This window comes from Hoeflea sp. CAU 1731 (genome assembly GCF_039888615.1).
GTDB lineage: Bacteria > Pseudomonadota > Alphaproteobacteria > Rhizobiales > Rhizobiaceae > Flavimaribacter.
This window is the reverse complement of record NZ_JBDQQS010000012.1, coordinates 80,879-100,074: the sequence shown is the minus strand read 5'-3', so window position 1 is coordinate 100,074 and position 19,196 is coordinate 80,879. Positions and strand designations below refer to the sequence as shown.

The 19,196-nt window shown below is 60.6% G+C and carries 17 protein-coding genes; 5 read left to right on the top strand and 12 right to left on the bottom strand.

The window, feature by feature from the left end:
- Positions 1-657, top strand: coding sequence for a septation protein A (locus tag AAFN47_RS19245; protein WP_499810870.1), 657 nt, complete (start codon positions 1-3; stop codon positions 655-657).
- Positions 658-711: 54 nt separating this feature from the next.
- On the opposite strand, the gene AAFN47_RS19240 is transcribed toward AAFN47_RS19245, so the two are convergent.
- Genes AAFN47_RS19240 through ccmA form a run of 5 tightly spaced genes read right to left on the bottom strand, consistent with a single transcriptional unit; the run spans position 712 to position 3,621 of the window.
- Positions 712-1,314, bottom strand: coding sequence for a DsbE family thiol:disulfide interchange protein (locus AAFN47_RS19240; protein WP_499810869.1), 603 nt, complete (start codon positions 1,312-1,314; stop codon positions 712-714).
- Complete coding sequence (gene ccmD / locus AAFN47_RS19235) at positions 1,304-1,486, bottom strand: heme exporter protein CcmD (RefSeq protein ID WP_499810868.1); 183 nt, start codon at positions 1,484-1,486, stop codon at positions 1,304-1,306. The genes AAFN47_RS19240 and ccmD overlap by 11 nt, the downstream gene beginning before the upstream one ends.
- Before the next feature lie 10 nt (positions 1,487-1,496).
- Complete coding sequence (locus tag AAFN47_RS19230) at positions 1,497-2,249, bottom strand: heme ABC transporter permease (RefSeq protein ID WP_499810867.1); 753 nt, start codon at positions 2,247-2,249, stop codon at positions 1,497-1,499.
- A 50-nt stretch (positions 2,250-2,299) separates the two neighbouring features.
- Positions 2,300-2,959, bottom strand: coding sequence for a heme exporter protein CcmB (ccmB, locus tag AAFN47_RS19225; protein ID WP_499810866.1), 660 nt, complete (start codon positions 2,957-2,959; stop codon positions 2,300-2,302).
- Entirely contained in the window at positions 2,959-3,621 is a 663-nt protein-coding gene (gene ccmA / locus AAFN47_RS19220) for a heme ABC exporter ATP-binding protein CcmA (RefSeq protein ID WP_499810865.1), read from the bottom strand. Before ccmA ends, ccmB begins: the two co-directional genes overlap by 1 nt.
- Positions 3,622-3,906: 285 nt before the next feature.
- Between ccmA and acnA the strand changes: the two genes are divergently transcribed.
- Complete coding sequence (gene acnA, locus AAFN47_RS19215; RefSeq protein WP_499810940.1) at positions 3,907-6,597, top strand: aconitate hydratase AcnA; 2,691 nt, start codon at positions 3,907-3,909, stop codon at positions 6,595-6,597.
- Positions 6,598-6,677: 80 nt separating this feature from the next.
- Here the strand turns inward: acnA and AAFN47_RS19210 are convergent, their stop codons facing one another.
- Positions 6,678-7,214, bottom strand: coding sequence for a peroxiredoxin-like family protein (locus tag AAFN47_RS19210; RefSeq protein ID WP_499810864.1), 537 nt, complete (start codon positions 7,212-7,214; stop codon positions 6,678-6,680).
- An 84-nt stretch (positions 7,215-7,298) separates the two neighbouring features.
- Here AAFN47_RS19210 and AAFN47_RS19205 point away from each other — a divergent pair, with 84 nt between their 5' ends.
- On the top strand, positions 7,299-8,135 hold the full coding sequence (locus AAFN47_RS19205) for a helix-turn-helix transcriptional regulator (protein WP_499810863.1): 837 nt from the start codon (positions 7,299-7,301) through the stop codon (positions 8,133-8,135).
- Here AAFN47_RS19205 and AAFN47_RS19200 read toward each other — a convergent pair.
- From AAFN47_RS19200 to AAFN47_RS19190, 3 genes are all read right to left on the bottom strand, one after another.
- Positions 8,047-11,112 carry an efflux RND transporter permease subunit gene (locus tag AAFN47_RS19200; RefSeq protein WP_499810862.1) on the bottom strand — a complete coding sequence of 1,022 codons (3,066 nt, stop codon included), beginning with the start codon at positions 11,110-11,112 and terminating at the stop codon, positions 8,047-8,049. The two genes, AAFN47_RS19205 and AAFN47_RS19200, sit on opposite strands and share 89 nt — an antisense overlap.
- Positions 11,113-11,125: 13 nt before the next feature.
- Positions 11,126-12,241, bottom strand: coding sequence for an efflux RND transporter periplasmic adaptor subunit (locus tag AAFN47_RS19195; protein WP_499810861.1), 1,116 nt, complete (start codon positions 12,239-12,241; stop codon positions 11,126-11,128).
- 75 nt (positions 12,242-12,316) lie between these two features.
- Positions 12,317-13,534: an aminopeptidase P family protein gene (locus tag AAFN47_RS19190; protein ID WP_499810860.1), complete on the bottom strand. Its 1,218-nt coding sequence runs from the start codon at positions 13,532-13,534 to the stop codon at positions 12,317-12,319.
- A 271-nt stretch (positions 13,535-13,805) separates the two neighbouring features.
- Between AAFN47_RS19190 and AAFN47_RS19185 the strand changes: the two genes are divergently transcribed.
- Both AAFN47_RS19185 and AAFN47_RS19180 read left to right on the top strand, forming a co-directional pair.
- Positions 13,806-14,540 carry a DUF1223 domain-containing protein gene (locus AAFN47_RS19185; protein WP_499810859.1) on the top strand — a complete coding sequence of 245 codons (735 nt, stop codon included), beginning with the start codon at positions 13,806-13,808 and terminating at the stop codon, positions 14,538-14,540.
- A gap of 122 nt (positions 14,541-14,662) precedes the next feature.
- The gene (locus AAFN47_RS19180) at positions 14,663-15,040 is read left to right on the top strand and encodes a DUF2794 domain-containing protein (RefSeq protein ID WP_499810939.1); all 378 of its coding nucleotides are present in this window, start codon (positions 14,663-14,665) and stop codon (positions 15,038-15,040) included.
- A 23-nt stretch (positions 15,041-15,063) separates the two neighbouring features.
- Here the strand turns inward: AAFN47_RS19180 and AAFN47_RS19175 are convergent, their stop codons facing one another.
- The 3 genes from AAFN47_RS19175 to AAFN47_RS19165 form a co-directional block, all read right to left on the bottom strand.
- Complete coding sequence (locus tag AAFN47_RS19175) at positions 15,064-15,624, bottom strand: GNAT family N-acetyltransferase (protein WP_499810858.1); 561 nt, start codon at positions 15,622-15,624, stop codon at positions 15,064-15,066.
- A gap of 81 nt (positions 15,625-15,705) precedes the next feature.
- Entirely contained in the window at positions 15,706-16,449 is a 744-nt protein-coding gene (locus AAFN47_RS19170) for a Bax inhibitor-1/YccA family protein (RefSeq protein WP_499810857.1), read from the bottom strand.
- A 183-nt stretch (positions 16,450-16,632) separates the two neighbouring features.
- Positions 16,633-19,131: an ABC transporter permease gene (locus AAFN47_RS19165; protein WP_499810938.1), complete on the bottom strand. Its 2,499-nt coding sequence runs from the start codon at positions 19,129-19,131 to the stop codon at positions 16,633-16,635.
- Between the last annotated feature and the right edge of the window lie 65 nt (positions 19,132-19,196).

The following is a 19,196-nucleotide window of genomic DNA, read 5'->3' as shown; positions in this document are numbered from 1 at the left end:
ATGGACCGGCCGCTGTTTGAACGAGACCCGTCCAGCACGGAAAGAAAGACCATCAATCCGCTTCTCAAGCTGGCGCTTGAGCTCGGCCCGCTCATGGTTTTCTTCTTCGCCAACGCTCGCGGCGAGAGCCTCATCGAATCCTATCCGGCGCTGTCGGTCTTCGGCGGACCGATCTTCCTGGCGACCGGTCTGTTCATGATAGCCACCGCGATCGCGCTGACGCTTTCATGGATCCTCACCCGGACCCTGCCGATCATGCCGCTGGTGTCCGGCATCGTCGTCTTCATCTTCGGCGCGCTGACGCTCTGGCTGCAGAACGACACCTTCATCAAGATGAAGCCGACCATCGTCAACATGCTGTTCGCCGGCGTGCTTCTGGGCGGGCTGCTTTTCGGCAAGTCGCTGCTGGGCTACGTCTTCGACAGCGCCTTCCGGCTGGACGCGGAAGGCTGGCGCAAGCTCACGCTGCGCTGGGGCGTGTTTTTCGTCTTCCTCGCGGTCGTCAACGAGATCGTCTGGCGCTCCTTCTCGACGGACTTCTGGGTCGCCTTCAAGGTCTGGGGCATCATGCCGATCACCATCGCCTTCACCATGAGCCAGATGCCGATGATCATGCGCCACACCTTGCCTGAAGAAGACGGCTCGGCGGCAGAGTAGCATCCTTGGCGCTTCAGATGCGGCGCTGCAGATGCGGCGCGAACTAAAACGACTTCACGAACCGGCCAGGGCCTTCTCCACCGCCGGCATCAAGTCGCGGGTGATGCTGGTCGGGCTGAACGGACCTACCTGCTTGAAGACGATTTCGCCGTCGGGGGCGACGAGGAAGCTTTCGGGGATCCCGTAGACGCCCCAGTCGATGGCGGCTGCGCCGTTGGGGTCGACGCCGACCGCGGCGTAAGGGTTGCCGAGTTCACCGAGAAACCGCAGCGCGTTGGCGTTCTTGTCCTTGTAGTTGACGCCGACGACGCGAATGCGATCGTCGTTCGCTAGTTCCATCAGCAACGGATGCTCTTGCCGGCAGGGCACGCACCAGCTCGCCCAGACATTGACCAGGGTCAGCTGGCCGTCGACCATCGCGTCGGTCAGAGCCGGAACGGACGCGCCGTCGCGCGTCAGACCTTCCAGTGGCGAAAGATCGAGAGACGGGGCCTGCTGGCCGATCAGCGCCGAAGGAATTTCCGACACATCGCGGCCCGAGGTCAAAACGCCGAAGAAGACGATCGCGAGAATCGCGAAGATTACCACCGGCAGGAAGGCGATGAACGGCACGCGTCGGCGCGCTGGGCGGCTGTCGTTCTCTGTCTCAGACGCCATGATCCGTCTCACTTGCAGGGGCGGCGTCCGAGCGGCGACGCACGCCGCGCGCTTCCAGTTCGCTCAGTTCGGCCCGGCGGGCGCGCTGGTCAAGCACGACCCACAGGATGAGCGCGGCGATAACGATCGCCGTGATTCCATAGGCCAGCGCGACATAGACGTCATGGCTCATCAACCGGCCCTCACGCCGCGGCCTGGGCCGCGCGACGCCGCATGGAAGCGACGCGCCTGCGCCAGATCTCGGCCCGCATCGCCGAAAAATGCAGAGTGAAGAACAGCATCGTGAACGCCAGCGCCATCACCAGCAGCGGATAGAGCATGGAGGGATGGATCGACGGGCCGTCCAGCCGGATGACGCTCGCCGGCTGATGCAGCGTGTTCCACCATTCGACCGAGAACTTGATGATCGGGATATTGACGAAGCCGACGAGAATGACGATGGCCGTCAATCGCACCGCCCGCGACGGATCGGGGATCGCGCGAATCAGCGCGATCAGGCCGAGATACATGAGAAAAAGCACGAAAACGGAGGTCAGGCGGGCATCGCCCCAGGCCCACCAGGCGCCCCACATGGGTTTGCCCCAGAGCGATCCGGTGATCAGCGCCAGAAAGGTGAACGCTGCGCCGATCGGCGCCGCCGCCTTGGCCGAAACATCGGCCAGCGGATGCCGCCAGACAAGCGTTCCGATCGCCGAAATCGCCATCACCGTGTAGCACATCATCGAGAGCCATGCGGCCGGCACGTGGATGTACATGATGCGCACGGTGACGCCCTGCTGGTAATCTTCCGGAGCGGTGAACGCCATGAAAAGGCCGACCGCGAAGAGCAGGGCCGTAACCCCGGCCATCCACGGCAACACCGTCCCGCTGAGGTTCAGAAACCGCGTGGGATTGGCGAGGTTCGTGAATGTGTTGCCTGCCGTGGTCGTCGTCATGGCGCCTGTTTACAGCCTGGAACCGTTCCGGACAATATAAGTCCTCGTGATCAATCAGACGACGCGCGCAATGCCGCAGCCGCGGCAAGCGGACCGAGAACCGCGAAGAACAGTGTAATCGCAACGAGAATGAGGAAGGGTTGCAGGAACGGCGCGGGCTCGGCGATCGCGCCATTGACGGCGCTGACGCCGAAGATCAGCACTGGAATGGAGAGCGGCAGAACCAGAACCGCCAAGAGCAGGCCGCCGCGCGGCAGGGCGACCGCGACCGCTGCGCCTACGGCGCCGATGAGCGTGATCGCGGGCGAGCCGACAAGCAGCGTCACAAATACCGCCGCCATGGCGACCCCGCTGATATTCATGAACAAGCCGAGAAACGGCGAAGCGATGACCAGCGGCAGACCGGTCGCCGTCCAGTGCGCCAGACATTTGACCAGTACCGTGAGCACCAGCGGCGTCGACTGCATGAGCATGATGTCGAGCGACCCGTCCTCCCGGTCGATCTGGAACAGCCGGTCGAGACCGAGCAGCGAGGCGAGCAGCGCGCCGATCCACACAAACGCCGGACCGATGCGCGCAAGCAGATTGAGGTCCGGCCCGACGCCGAAGGGAATGACGGCTATCACCGCAAGAAAGAACAATATGCCAAGCAGCGCGCCGCCGCCTGCGCGCAGGGACAGTTTGAGATCGCGGACAAACAGCGCGCCCATTACGCAACGTCGTCCTGTGCAAAGGGATCGGCCGCAAATTCGACAGCCCGGTCATTCGGATCGAGCGCCAGGCTGTGCGCCGCGTCAAGGCCGAGGGGCTGATGCGTGGCGGCGACCACGACGCCGCCGTCCGACATATGCCGCCGGACCAACCCTGCGAACATCTCGGACGATGCGGCGTCCAGCGCGGCCGTCGGTTCGTCGAGAATCCAGACCGGCCGATGGACCATCAAGAGGCGAGCCATCGCCATGCGGCGCTGCTGACCGGCGGACAGATATCCGAAGGGCAGATGCTCGAGACCGCCTAACCCCAGCGATTCGGTCGCCTCGAAGAGCGGCGCGCCATTGCCGAATCGATCATCATGCATGAATTGTTTCCAGAAGATGAGATTCTCCCGCACGCTCATGTCGTGTTTCATGGCGTTGCGGTGGCCAAGATAATGGCTCGCCTCGCCCAGGCTGCGATCGTCCATGCCTTCAAGAGTGATTCGCCCGCCGGGTACCGCTAGCAGGCCGGCGATCATGCGCAGAAGCGTCGATTTGCCGACGCCGTTCGGGCCTGTCACCAGCAGCGCTTCGCCCTCCTCGACGCCGAATTCGACGCCTCGGAAGAATATCCTGTCGGCGCGTGCGACGATCAGATCCTTGGCGACAAGCCGCATGGGCGGGATTTCCTCCGTAATCGTGTTGCAGCACGGAAAAAAATCCGTTTTTGACAGATGTGCTCTAGAACCATTCTACAAAATTGCCTATAAGTCCGGCAACCACGCCAGCGGTCGGCGTGAACATCATATTTGCGCCGAACATGGAATACGGTCAATCGCAAGGGATTGGTCTTCCACGGGCGGACAGCGGAAATGGCCGTACCCGCAGGCTTCAGCGTGCATCTGCACGATTTTGAGCGTTCGCCCGCCGAATTCGGTGAACCAACGTGGATGAGAGCGCCTGTGACACAATCACTCGATAGCTTCAACTGCCGCAGCACCCTGAAAGTCGGGGATGCGGAATATACCTATTTCGATCTCAAGCTGGCCGAGAAGAACGGGCTGGACGGCATATCGGCCCTTCCCTTCTCGATGAAGGTGCTTCTGGAAAACCTGCTGCGCAACGAAGACGGCCGCACGGTGACCAAGGAAGACATTCAGAACGTCGCTCTGTGGCTCAACGACAAGGGCACGGCCGGCAAGGAAATCGCCTACCGCCCCGCGCGCGTGCTGATGCAGGACTTCACCGGCGTTCCGGCCGTGGTTGACCTGGCCGCGATGCGCGACGCCATGAAGACGCTCGGCGGTGATCCGGAAAAGATCAACCCGCTTGTTCCCGTCGACCTGGTGATCGATCACTCGGTGATCGTCGACGAATTCGGCACACCGCAGGCCTTCGCCCGCAACGTGGAGCACGAATACAAGCGCAACGGCGAACGCTACCGGTTCCTGAAGTGGGGTCAGCAGGCTTTCGAAAACTTCCGCGTCGTGCCGCCGGGCACGGGCATCTGCCACCAGGTCAATCTCGAATATCTCGGCCAGACCGTCTGGACGAAGGACGAGGACGGCAAGACCATCGCCTATCCGGACACCTGCGTGGGCACGGATTCGCACACCACGATGATCAACGGCCTTGGCGTTCTCGGATGGGGCGTTGGCGGCATCGAGGCAGAAGCGGCCATGCTTGGCCAGCCGATCTCCATGCTGCTTCCGGAAGTCATCGGCTTCCGCCTGACCGGCAAGCCGAAGGAAGGCATCACCGCCACCGACATCGTTCTGACCGTGGTGCAGATGCTGCGCCAGAAGGGCGTCGTCTCGAAATTCGTCGAATTCTTCGGCCCTGGCCTTGAAAACATGACGCTCGCCGACCGCGCCACCATTTCCAACATGGGCCCGGAGTATGGCGCGACCTGCGGCTTCTTCCCCGTCGACAGCGAAACCATCACCTATCTGACGATGACCGGCCGCGACGAGGACCGCATCGCGCTCGTCGAGGAATACAGCAAGGCGCAGGGCATGTGGCGCGATTCGGGCTCCGCAGAGCCCGTCTTCACCGACACGCTGGAACTGGATCTCGGAGACGTGGTGCCGTCCATGGCCGGCCCGAAGCGTCCGGAAGGCCGCATTCCGCTGGAAGGCATCGCCTCCGGCTTCGAAAAGTCGCTGGCCGATGAATACAAGAAGACGACCGATCCGGACCGTCGCTATCAGGTCGAAGGCGAAGACTACGATCTGGGCCATGGCGACGTGGCGATCGCCGCCATCACGTCCTGCACCAACACCTCCAACCCCTCGGTGCTGATCGGGGCAGGACTGCTTGCGCGCAACGCCGTGGCGAAGGGCCTGAAGACGAAGCCATGGGTGAAGACCTCGCTCGCGCCCGGATCGCAGGTCGTCGCCGAATATCTGAAAACAGCTGGCCTGCAGGACGATCTCGACAAGCTGGGCTTCAATCTCGTCGGCTTTGGCTGCACGACCTGCATCGGCAACTCCGGACCGCTTCCCGGACCGGTTTCCAAGACGATCAACGACAAGGGTCTGATCGCTGCCGGCGTTCTGTCGGGTAACCGCAACTTCGAGGGCCGCGTCTCGCCGGACGTCCAGGCCAACTACCTGGCGTCACCGCCTTTGGTCGTCGCCTATGCACTGGCCGGCACAGTGAAGAAGGACCTCACTACCGAGCCGATCGGCGAGGACAAGGACGGAAATCCGGTGTTTCTGAAGGACATCTGGCCAACCTCCCACGAGATCCAGGAGTTCATCGCAAAGAACGTCACCCGCGAGCTCTTCGCCGAAAAATACGCCGACGTCTTCAAGGGTGACGATAACTGGCGCAACGTCCAGGCCCCGGAAGGCCAGACCTACGCCTGGGACAATGATTCGACCTACGTTCAGAACCCGCCCTATTTCGTGGGCATGGGCAAGCAGCCTTCGGGCATCACCGACATCGTCGGCGCCCGCGTGCTCGGCCTGTTTGGCGACAAGATCACCACCGACCATATTTCACCGGCCGGTTCGATCAAGGCGCAGTCGCCCGCCGGCGAATATCTGATCGACCACGACGTCGCGGTCGCAGACTTCAACCAGTACGGCACGCGGCGCGGCAACCACGAAGTGATGATGCGGGGCACATTCGCCAATATCCGCATTCGCAACCACATGCTTGGACCGAACGGCAAGGAAGGCGGCTACACGATCCACTATCCTTCGAAAGAAGAGATGTCGATTTACGACGCCGCCATGCTCTACAAGCAGGAGGGCGTGCCTCTCGTGATCTTCGCCGGCGTCGAATACGGCAACGGCTCGTCTCGCGACTGGGCGGCGAAGGGCACCAACCTTCTCGGCGTGCGCGCCGTGATTGCGCAGTCCTTCGAGCGCATCCACCGTTCGAACCTGGTCGGCATGGGCGTCATTCCCTTTGTGCTGGAAGATGGCGTGAGCTGGGAAAGCCTTGGTCTGAAAGGCGACGAGATCGTATCGATCGAGGGTCTGGAAGACGTCAAGCCGCGCGAGACGAAGATCGCCAAGGTTACCTATGGCGACGGAACGACGAAGGACATCCCGATCATCTGCCGGATCGATACAGTCGACGAAGTCGACTACGTCAACAATGGCGGCATCCTGCAGACGGTGCTGCGCGACCTCGCCGCCTGATCGCCGCCATAGCGATCAAATGACGAAACCGGCCGGGGAAACCGGCCGGTTTGCTGTTTGGCGGTTGGTTCGGATTGTGGTCAGACTTCCCCGGTGTACTCGCCGCGAGCCGGATAATTCTTCTCGATGGCGAAATCCAGCGCTTTCAGGAGTTCGCCGAAATTCGGCCGGGCGAAAGGCATCGTCTGGACATAGGCGTAATAGAGAGTCTGCTCAGGCGTCACCAGGAAGACGCCGGGCTCGGAAAACAGCGCCGGCTCCTCGATGCCGATCGAGGTCTTGCCGCGCGACGTCGAGATGGAAAGTCCCCATTCCCGCGCCTTTGAAAGCGGCAGGTCGTAGGCGAAACGCAGGGCGTCCGCCCCGACCTTCCCGGCCATCTGCCGAGTGCGCTCCTCACCATCGGAACTGATCGCGATCGTCTTGACGCCGCGCTCAGCAAATTCAGGCGTGCGTTTTTCAAGATCGCCGAGATAGGTGGCGCAGATTGGACAATGAAGCCCCCGATAGAAACAGAGGAGCGTGCCTCGTTCAGCGTTTTCCGTTGCGAGATCGAAGAGATCGCCTCCCAGTGTTGGCAGGGCAAGATCGGGTGTTTTCTTTCGTGGCGTCAGCATGATTAGTCTCCATTCGGGATTGACATAACAGAAGTTTCTGTCAGGTATTTCTCAAAAATATGACTTGGAATCCGGAATATTGGTATGCAGAAATTTGACAGGCTTTCAGCGCTGGTGGAGCATCTGGCCGTAACCGCCCGGATTGCCAGGCCAGGCGAAGGCAATCTGGTGATCTACGGGCGCCACGGCTTGCCTGAAGGCGCCGAGTTGATGACCGGGGGCGGGCCAAACCGCATTGAGCCTGCAAAACGGTTGTTCGAAGCGCAGATCGACTGGGCCGGACGGTCCAATCCGGTCTTGGCGTCGCTGGCGCCGGGTTTCGATTTTCCGGCAGGCGAATCCGACGAGACGCGAAGGCTTCTCCAGATGGTCGTCTTTGAGGCCGACGCCCAAAGGTGTGGTTCGGGACAGGTGCTGAACCGTCTGTGCGAAATCCTGATAATCCAGCTTCTTCGCAATGCGATCGAGCGCGGCTGCAGCTCAGCGGGCATGCTTGCCGGTCTGTCCGACCCGAAGATCAGCCGCGCCCTCGCGACCGTCCATGAAGACCCGGGACGATCATGGAGCAACAGCGACCTTGCAGAAGTCGCCGGCATGTCGCTAAGTCGGTTTTGCGAGCACTTCTCGAGACTGGTCGGCGAAACACCGCAGTCCTACGTCCGACGCTGGCGGCTGACAATCGCTCATCGGCGGATGGCGCAGGGTCAGCGCGTGCATATGGTCGCCCGCCAGCTTGGATACAAAAGCGGCGAGGCCTTCAGCAGGGCCTTTCAGCGCGAATTCGGCATCAGCCCGCTCAACGTCCGTATGGCGAAGCGGGCGGACCGGAACGTCACGCCGGCTCGGCTTCCGGTTGCTTCCGCCAATACCAAAAGCCGCCGAACAGCAGATAGTAGCCTCCGGGAACGAAGAACAGCGTAAGCAGCGAGGATACCGCTAGACCGCCAATCATCAGCGTCGCCATCGGTTCAAACAACGCCCCGCCGGCGATCGCCATGGGCATCAGACCGAAAATCGTCGTCAGCGACGTAAGCAGAATCGGCGTTACGCGCTTCTTGGACGCCTCGACGACCGCCTCCCGCAATTCCAGTGTCCGGCGTTCGATATCGATCTGATCGATCAGCACGATAGCGTTGTTGATAATGATGCCGGCCAGCGAGATCATGCCCAGTATGGCGAAGAAACTCAGCGGTTCGCCGGTCAACAACAACGCCAGCGGAGATCCGATAATGATCAGCGGCACCGTCATGAAAGTCAGAGCCACCCGGCGCGCGGAATTGAACTGGAACATGAGCGCAATCAGCATCACCACGATCGCCGGCGGCATTCCGGCGGCAAGCAGCGCGTTGACCTCGGCGCTGTTTTCCGTCTCGCCGCCGATTTCCAGCTTGTAGCCTCCGGCCAGATCGAGATTGTCCAGCGTCGGACGCAGCAACTCGACAACTTCGCCGGCTGACAGCGTATCGCTCTTGCCGGAGACCTTGATCATGCGCACCTGGTTTTCGCGCCGCATCTGCGAGAACTCCAGTTGCGGATCGAAGGTCGCCACCTGATCGAGCGAAATGAGACGTCCGTCGGCCGGAATGGCGAGCGTCGCCAGATCCTCCAGACTGCTGCGGAAGCCCTCTTCCGCGCGCAAGACGATAGGAATCGACTGATCGCCCTCGCGATAGGTGGAATAGGTCGTCCCGGAATAGAACGTGTCCATGAGGTCCGAGATTTCCTTCGACGAAATGCCGAGTTCCCGCGCCTTGCTCTGGGAGACGTCAATGACCACCTTGAGCGACTTGTTGCCCCAGTCGTTCTCGTTCTGGACGATATCGGGCACATCGGCGAAGGCCTGTTCAACCTCGTCTGCGATATAGAGCAGTTTTTCTGCGCCTGGCCCGGAAATTTTGATTTCGACGATGCCGGATTCGCCGCCGCCCATGGACAGCCGCTTGATCTTGAAGCGCGCCGCCGGATGGTTCGCGTAGAGATAATCGGACGCGCGCGCCGCCGCCGTGACCGCGCCCTGGTAGGACTGCGTATTGACCAGAATGAACGCCGACGAGGGATCCGTGTCGGCCGGCGACAACGCCAGATAGAAACGCGGCCCACCATCGCCGACGAAGACGGTGGTGTTGAGCACTTCCGGGTTTTCTTCACTATCGAGCAGCCACTCCTCGACAGCCAGCGCTTCCGCCTGCGTCGCGGAAATCGCCGTGCCCTTGGGCATGTCGAGATAGATCATGTATTCAGCGCGCTCGGAGAGTGGGAACATTTCCTTCTTGATGGAGGAGAACGCGCTGCCGGCGAGAACGACCACCACATAGCAGGCAAGCATGATGAAGGGCGCCAGCGGCAGGCTGCGCGAGACCAGCCCGCCATAGACGCGCACCAACCGATTGGGTTCGGGCGGCGCTTCCGACATACTGCGCTTGGCGAACCACACGCATAGCGGCGGCAGGATGTAGAGGGCCGTGATCCACGAACCGGCCAGCATGACGCCCACCACTGCGCCCAGCGAATAGGCGAATTCACCTTCGACGCCATCGAGAATCAGCATCGGAATGAAAGCCGACACTGTCGTAATGGAGGCGACGGCGAGCGGAATGAAAAACTGACGTCCGGACCCGATCGCCGCGACTTCCGGCTCCTCGCCGGCCCTGATGCGGTTTTGGATGTCCTCCACCACCACCAGCCCGTTGTCGACAAGCAGGCCGAGCGAAATGATCACCGCCGCAATCGAAATCTGCTGGAGGTCGATGCCAAGAATGCGCATTCCGACCAGCGCGAACATCACCGTGAAGGGAACGATGCAGGCGATGATGAAGGCCGTCCTGAAACCAAGGAAGACCAGAAGGACAACCACGACGACGAGGAAAGTCTGCAACACGTTGAACAGCGCATTGTTGATCGCCTGTGTGACATTGGTCTCCTGGAACGTGGAGAAGCGATAGGAAATTCCGATCGGCTGTGTCTGCTCGAATTCAGCAACCGCAACTTCGAGCGCCTTGCCGATCTTCTGGATGTCTTCCGCATCGTTCATTTCCACGGCGACGATGATAGCGGGCTCTCTGTTGAAATAGACCGGCTTGTCGACAGGGTCCTCATAGCCGCGTCTGACATCCATCAGGTCCTTTAGCCGCACATAGCCCGAAAGACCCTCGACCTTCGTCAGGACGTCTCCGATCTCTTCAACGGATTTCAGATCGCCATTGGCCTCGAGTATCAGATTGACGCCATCGGCGTCGATTTGCCCCGCAGGCAGAATGACATTCTGGGCCTGCAGGTCCGACAGCACCTGGTTCAGCTGCACCCCGACTGAAGCGAGCTTGCGCGGATTGATTTCCAGCCAGACCCGCTCCTCCTGAACCCCGTAAAGCGAGACCTTGGAAATGCCATCGACGGTGTAGAGATATTCGCGAAGATCGTCCGCGGATTCCCGGATGTCTTCGTAAGTAAAGCCTTCGCCGGTGACAGCGACTGTGGCGATGGCGACGTCACCATAGTCGGTATTGACGAACGGTCCCTCGGTTCCCGTTGGAAGGTCGTTCTTGACGTCGTCGATCTTGTTGCGAACTTCCTGGAAGATCCGGTCGAGTTCGGTTCGGGGGACCGCGTCATAAATCGTCACCGTCACAACGGTGCTGCCGGTCAATATCAGCGAATTGATGTCCTCGATCTCGCCGATCTCTCGCATCTTGCGTTCGATCGGCTTGACGATGAGGTTTTCCATCCGCTCCGGAGACATGCCGGGAAACGATGCGGTGATCAGCGCGCTGCGAATGGTTATCGCCGGATTTTCCCGCTTCGGCATGCCGCCGTAGAGCACCACGCCCTGTACGAGCAGCGCCAGCATGATGAGCACTGTCATGCGGGAACTGGAGATTCCGAAACGGGTGAGGAAATCCATTGCGTATTCCCGACTATTTCGCGGCGCTCAGCAGCCGAACCTTCATGCCGTCCCTCAGGAATGACACGCCAGCGCAGGCGACCAGTTCTCCGGGCTCCAGCCCGTCGATGACGATCAACTGGTTGTCACGCAATCCTCCAATCCTGATAGACCGGCTTTTCACAGTTTCGGTCTCGGGGTCATAGACGAACGCGTTGCCAAAATCGACGTCGTCCGTGCTTTGCGGCGCGCTCAAATCGCTTCCCATCGGAATGATCGTCAACGGCATGGTGTAGCCCGAACCGCTCGGAACCGTGAATTCCAGCGAGATCTCCACCGCCATGCCTGATTTTAAAAGCGGGTTTGTTTCATCAAGCTTCACCACAACCGGAAACGATGAAACGGTGTCGGCCCGTGATCCGAGTTCGCTGACATGGGCGGAAAGCACAACAGAAGGATCGTCAGCGAGGCGGACATTCGCCGGCTTTCCGACTGTGAGCTGATGAACGGTGTCGAAGCTGACGGTGAACGCCGATTCAAACTCATCGTCAGCGTAGAGCGTGAGCACCGGCGAGCCTGCCGTCACATTGGTGTAGGACTGCATGTCCACCGATCCGATGATGCCGTCGTAAGGCGCCTTGAGGTCGGCCCGGTCGAGATCCTGTTCGGCGTTTTCAAGTTGCTTGCGCGCCTGTTCCTCCTGCGCCTCGTTCGACTTCCAGGTGGTCAGCGCCTCATCGGTTTGCGCCTTGGTGGACACGCCCTGTTCCAGCAGCTTTGCCTTGCGCTCGTAATCTTCCTTGGCGTTTTTCGTCTTCACTTCGGCCTGGTTCAGGGCGGCGCGCGCATTGTCAACCTGGGTCTGCAGCGACCTGGGATCTATACGCGCAAGCACCTCGTCTTCGCTGACGGTCTGACCCACATCGAGATTGACCTGCTCGAGCTTTCCGGCAATCTCGAAGGAAAGTGATGTAATGGACGATGGCTGCAAAACGCTCGGATATCGGCGGACGGTGTTTGTCTCGCTTTCCGAGACCTCGCAGGTTTTCAGCCCGCGCGCCTGTGGCTCGATATCTCCGGTGCGGCTGTCGTCCTCGCCGCATGATGCAAGGATAAGGCCAAATCCGATAACAGCCGCCAGCCTGCGCATTGCCTTCCTCCGGAACGACCCCTGAATGCCAACCAACCCCGTCCTAGCAGTGACGACGGACAATGTCAGTATCTTTCACACAGGAATAATATTGCTGTCGGGCCCGTAAGGAAATTTGGTTAAGTTTTCGACGCCACCCTCGTATACGACGAGTATGTCATGCTCGCGATAGCCGCCTGCGCCGGGAATAGCCTGCGGCGCCCACAGCATCGGCTCCATCGATACCACCATACCGGGTTCCAGAACCGTGTCGATGTCTTCGCGCAACTCAAGACCCACCTCGCGCCCGTAATAGTGCGAGAGAATGCCGAATGAATGGCCGTAGCCGAATGACCGGTATTGCAGAGCGTCATGGTCTGCGAGGAACCGGTTGAGTTCGGCGCAGATGCCGGAACAGGTTGCGCCCGGCCGTATCAGCGACAGACCGAATTCGTGCGCCGCGACGTTTATCTCCCAGAAGCGCCGCGAGGCGGGATCCGGCGAGCCGAGAAACAGGGTTCGCTCCAGCGCTGTGTAATAGCCGGAAATCATCGGAAAGCAGTTGAGACTCAAGATGTCCCCGGGCTTGAGGGTTCGTGTCGTGACGGGATTGTGTGCGCCGTCGGTGTTGAGCCCCGACTGGAACCACACCCAGGTGTCGCGCAGTTCGCTGTTGGGATGCGACCGGGCGATCTCAGCCTCCATGGCGTCGCGACCGGCCATGGCGACGTCGATTTCCCGCACGCCGGGCCTGATCGCGTCGAACACCGCCTGACCACCGAGATCGGCGATACGCGCGCCTTCCCCGATGAGGGCGATTTCCTCGGCTGATTTCACCATGCGCAGCCGCATTGTGTCGGGTGCGATATCGACCAGTTCCGGATCATCGAGAAAACCGGCCAATTTTTCGCGCATGGCGAGCGTCAGGTGATCGGCCTCGACACCGAGACGGCTGACGCCCGGCAAGATCGAAAGGACTGCGCGCCAGAAATTGTCGCGCCGCCAGTCGGTGTAGATGATATTTCCGTCGGTCGAGCGACGCCAGGGCTGACTGCCGTCGATATTGGCGGAAATCGTGACGCAATCATCCGCCGTGACAACGCAGCCATAGGGACGACCGAAGCTGCAATAAAGAAAGCCTGAATAATAGGCGATGTTGTGCATGGAGGTCAGAAGAACAGCGGGGATGTCTTGCTCTTCCATGACGGCGCGCAGCGCCGCCTGACGACGGCGATATTCTTCGTGTGAAAAAGGCAGGGCCGCCTTTTCTCCATCCTGTCTCGCAAAAAATTCCGGGCGATTTGCAATATCCATGCGAGGCTCCTTTTCCGGACGCGCCGATGCGGCGGCATGATGATCCGGGCGTACAGGATGCAAATGGGGAAAGCACAGAAACGGCGACGCCATCGCCGAACGTCTCGCTGACTACTTCAACTCCAGCTCACGGTCAATTGCGCTCCGTCCGAAACCGTCTCACCGCAACGTGACTTTATCTTGTTATAGCCGGCGTCTACAAAAAGATCGCTGCGAACAGTGGCGATCCTTTTCAAAAGACTGGATCAAAAGGCGTGTTGCGATGAAGTTGATGAAGATATTAGTGGCGCTTGCCTGCGCCGCGGTGCTTGCGCCGTTGCCGGCTGCAGCCGGAGACGGTCAGCCAAAGGGCGTTGTCGAACTGTTTACCAGCCAGGGATGTTCCTCCTGTCCACCCGCCGACGCGGCGCTGGGAAAGCTGGTCGAGCAGGGCGATGTCGTGGCCCTGAGCTATCATGTCGACTACTGGAATTATCTCGGCTGGAAGGACACGTTGAGCAGCGCCGAAAGCACAGAGCGCCAGTATGACTACGCCAGAACGCTCGGTCGAAAAAGCGTCTACACCCCCCAGGCGGTGCTGAACGGACGCGATCACATGAACGGCGCCGACCTTTCCGGCATCAACCGTACGCTCGACACACTCGAAGACAACGGGAAGGGCCTGACAGTGCCGGTGACGGCGGTCAAGGACGGCGACCGACTGAACATCCATATCGGAGAAGGCCGAGGCAAAGCCGATATTATCATCGTCTATTTCGACGACCGAAACACCGTGGACGTGGGGCGTGGCGAGAATCGCGGCCGCAAGATTACCTACTGGCACTCGGTGCGCGACGCCCAGACCGTGGGCATGTGGGACGGCAAGGCCGTGGAACTCGTTCTGCCGATGACGGTGATGGATCACGAACGCTACGGCGGATGCGCGATCCTCGTTCAGAAGATGAAGTCGGCGACGGTTCCCGGCCCGATCATAGGCGCTTCCATCGTAACGGATTCACCGAGCTGAAAGGCCGGCTTTCCGACCCGGTTTTCCCGTGACTTGCATTTGACGGCGTTTTTGGCAAACTGACGCGATGAGATTGTCCGATGCATTCATTCGCATTTGGGCAGGGCAAGAGCGGGGTAACAATGGCGTCCAATCCGGATCAGGCGGAAAACCAGCCTCAGATCGTCAATCTGAAAGATTTCCGGAAATCGAAGGAAACCAATCCCGTTACCTTTCACCGCAGGGAACTCGACGCCATTTTGAGGGTCTATTCACGCATGGTCGCGGAAGGCGAATGGCGCGACTACGCCATCGACCATCTGAAGGACCGCGCCGTCTTTTCCGTCTTTCGCCGCACCAGCGAAGTGCCGCTTTTCAGGATCGAGAAGAATCCGAAATTCGCCCGCAAGCAGGGCGCATTCTCGGTGACAGCGGCAAGCGGCCTGATCCTCAAGCGCGGACATGAAATCGCACAGGTGCTGAAGGTTTTCGACAAGGCGCCACGGCTGGTGCGCGGCTGAGCGATCATGCCGGTCGTTGAAGTTCACCCTTCCCGGAACAGCGTCCCCGGATAGGCGTTCGAATCGGGATCCGTTGACTGACCTTCTCCAAGCGGCAATTGCATGATGGTGGTGTCGAGCCAGCGGCCGTGCTTGAACCCTGTGGCTTTCATGGCGCCGGTCAGTTGGAAGCCAAGCGCCCGGTGCAATGCGACGGACGCAGGCGCGGCGCCGCCGATGACTGCAATCATCTGTCGGAAACCGAGGTCAGCGCACCGTTCGACCAGCGCAGCAAGCAGGGCTCGGCCGACACCCTTGCCGCGCGATTCCGGCGGCAGATAAATTGAATCTTCAACCGTCCAGCGATAGGCCGGGCGGGTGCGATAGGGTCCGGCATAGGCGTAGCCGGCCAGTTCCCCGTTGTCTGTTTCAGCAACGAGATAGGGAAATCCGTTGTCGACGAGCGCCGCGTACCGGCCCTGCATTTCCATGAGATCCGGCGGCGTCAGTTCGTAGGTCGCCACGCCGTTGAGCACCGATTCGCGATAGATTTCGGTTATGCGCTCAAGGTCCTGAGGCGTGGCCTGACGGATTGAAATGTTCATTTATATCGATTGGCTGAAAGGGGATCGGGCACAAAAAAGGCGGTCCAAAGACCGCCTTTTTCATTCAGAATTCCAACTGGTTCAGTTCCGGTTTCCGAAAAGCTGAAGCAGGAACAGGAACATGTTCAGGAAGTCCAGGTAGAGGCGCAGAGCGCCCATGATAGCCTTGCGTCCGGCGACATCCGAACCGTCGCCTTCATAGTACATTGCCTTGATCTGCTGGGTGTCGTAGGCCGTCAGACCCGCGAAGACCAGCACGCCGATCACGGAAATTGCAAACTGGATCGCCGTCGACTGCAGGAAGATGTTGACCAGCATCGCGATCACGATGCCGATCACGCCCATAAACAGGAATGAACCCATACCGGACAGATCACGCTTCGTCGTGTAGCCGTAAAGCGACAAAGCGCCGAAGGATGCGGCCGTGATGAAGAAGGTCCGCACGATGCTCTGGCCGGTGTAGATCAGGAAGATAGAAGCCAGCGACAGACCAACCATCGCCGCATAGACCCAAAAGGTCGTTTGCGCGGCGCTCACGCTCATCTTGTGGATCCTGAAGCTCAGGAAAAACACCATCGCGAGCGGCGCAAGAATGACGACCCATTTCAGCGGGCTTGCAAAAAGCAGCTGACCGAACTGGGTCAGCTGGCCGTCCTGCACGGCCATGGTGAAGGCTCCATACGCCGCAACGCCGGTAATCGCCAGGCCCAACGCCATCAGGTTGTAAACGCGAAGCATGTAGGACCGAAGGCCCTCATCGATCGCAGCCCCAGACTGCACACCGGCGTGGGCTCCGCGCGCCTGGTAATTCCTAAGTTCCGCCATATCTACCTCTCAATAGCCGTGTGGCATGAAGAAATGCCCTTGCTCCTCCTCGGAAAAGGGCACAGTTGACAGCAATATGATGAATCCGGCGCCCAACTACAAGGCCCTAGCGGCGAAATCACGATTCTTTCATTACTATCGCAAACAGCCGGTAAATGCCTGCGAGGCAAGCATTATGAGCTGTCAAAGATTGCGCAGAACCGGCGCCGCCTTCTGTCCGAGCACACGCCAGGTGCCGATGAGACCGATCCCGACCGTCATGACCAGCGCGATCAGGATGGTTGCGACAACCACATCCGGTAAAAATTCCGATCGCAGGGTCATGATCCGGGCGACGATGAACCAGGCGGCAATGCCGCCGGCGACGAGCGCGAAAATCGCCGTTGCGAGCCCGATCAGCATGTATTCGTAGGAAAACGCCCTGATCAGCGTGCGCCGCGTGGCGCCCAAGGTCTTGAGAACGACCGCGTCATGCGCGCGCGCCCTGTTTCCGGCCGCCAGCGCGCCGGCAAGCACCAGCACAGACGTGACGAGCGCGACGCCGGCGGCGGCGCGGATGGCGGCGGCGAGTTGCCCCATCAACCGGTTGATCACATCAAGAGCGTCCTTGACCCGAACAGACGTAACCGTGGGGAACGCATTGGTCACGGCGCGCAAAATACGGCTCTCGTCGGCGGGCGCAGCCTCGGGATCGTTGAGGGTCGCCAGCCACGCATGCGGCGCGCCGGCGAAGGTATTGGGCGAAAAAACCATCACGAAATTGATGGATAGCGATTCCCATTCCAGTTCGCGCAGGCTTGCTATCCGCGCCGTGATGTTCCGTCCCAGCACGTTCACGGTTACGGCGTCGCCGACGCCGACGCCCAGTTCACCCGCCTCTTCGGCTGAAAAGGAGACAAGCGGTTCGCCGCTATAGTTCTCCGGCCACCATTCGCCGGCTGTCAAAACGGAGTTTTCCGGCACCATGTCGGAATAGGTCACGCCGCGGTCTCCCCGAAGCACCCATTCTCCGCCAGGCGGCACCTCCATCTCGCGCACGTCGACACCGTCGAACGCGACAATACGACCGCGCAGCATCGGCACTTTGGAGAGTTGGCCCTCGGGCGCTTCCTGCTCGACAAGCGTCGTGAATGCATCGACTTCCGAACTCTGGATGTCGACGAAAAAGAAATTCGGCGCCTGTTCAGGCAGCGCGCCGCCGATCTCGCGGCGCAGATTACCATCGATCAACGCCAGCGTGACGAGCAGCGCAAGGCCGAGGCCGAGCGACAGGACGACGGAAGGCGTCAGCGCGCCGGGACGATGGATATTGCCGATCGCCAGCCGGAGCGGGGTGGAGCGGACGCTTGGCGCCCTTCGCGCAAGCATTTCGATCAGCGTCGACACGAGGCGCAGGAGAATGAAGGCGAAGACGATGCCGCCCATGAAGACGGTGGCTATGAAACGGTCATAGGACGTGTAGATCGCAAGGCCCGCGATCATCAGCACCAGCAGGAGGGCGGCGATAATATAACGGCGGGCCGGCAACCCGGATGCATCGAAGCCCTGCTCACGGAAAAGCGCCGTGGCCGGAACGCTGCGAGCGCGTCCGAGCGGCAATAGCGCGAAGGCCAGCGCGGTCATCACGCCGAAGAGCGCCGCCAGAAGCAGCGCACCGGGATAGAGCGTTACATCCGACGAAACGGGCAGAATGCCGGAGAGGAACGCCTGCGCGGCAATCGGCATGAGCGCGCCGAGCACCAGTCCGATCACGATGCCGATCGAGGCCACCATGAGCATTTGGATGAGGTAAACAGAAAAGACGAACTCGCCCGAAGCGCCAAGACATTTGAAGGTCGCAATCACGCCCCGCTTGGCGTCGAGATAAGCCCGGACAGCATTGGCGACGCCGACGCCGCCGACGATCAGCGCGGTCAGGCCCACCAGCGTCAGAAACTGGGAAAACCGGACGATATTCGCCGTCAGGGACGGCGCTGCGTTGCTGCGACTGCGCACGGACCACCCGGCCTCGGGAAAGGCGCTTTCCGTCGCAATGCGCGCGGCTTCGATATCGGCTTCGGTTGCAGCGTCGCCGAGACTGATCTTGTAGCCATATTCCACGAGACTGCCGGTGCGGATGAGGCCCGCCGCGTCAAGGCCGTCTTGCGAGAGCATCAGTCGCGGCGCAAAACCAAAGCCGTCCGAAAAGGCGTCCGGCTCCAGATCGATCGTAGCGCGGATGTCGAAGGTAGCGTTTCCAAGCAGCAACTGGTCGCCCCTGGCAAGTCCCAGACGGTCGAGCAGCAACGGCGCGACGGCGACGCCGTAACGTCCGTCGACCGGATCAAGGAGGTCGCCGCTGGAAAGCTGCGGCGTGGTTTCGAGAGCGCCATAAAGGGGGTAGTTCGCCTCGACCGCCTTGACCTCGACGAGCGTCTGGTCGGAGCCGTCGGGAAGTCTCGCCATGGAGCGCAGGCCCGCCGTCGACGTCATCACGCCCAGTTGCTCAAGATGAGCTCGCTCCTGGTCCGACGCCGGCCGGTTCTGCAGTTCGAAGCGAATATCGCCGCCGAGGATAGTACGGCCCTCTTCGTTGATGGCGGCGGTGATCGACTGCGAAATGGAATTGACGCCGGCGATGGCGGCGGTGCCGAGCGCGATGCAGGCGATGAAAATATAGAATCCGGACAGTCCGCCGCGCATTTCCCGCAACGCGAGGCGAATCGCCAGGCGCAGGCTCGTCAGGAAGGATATGGCCGGAGGCGGCG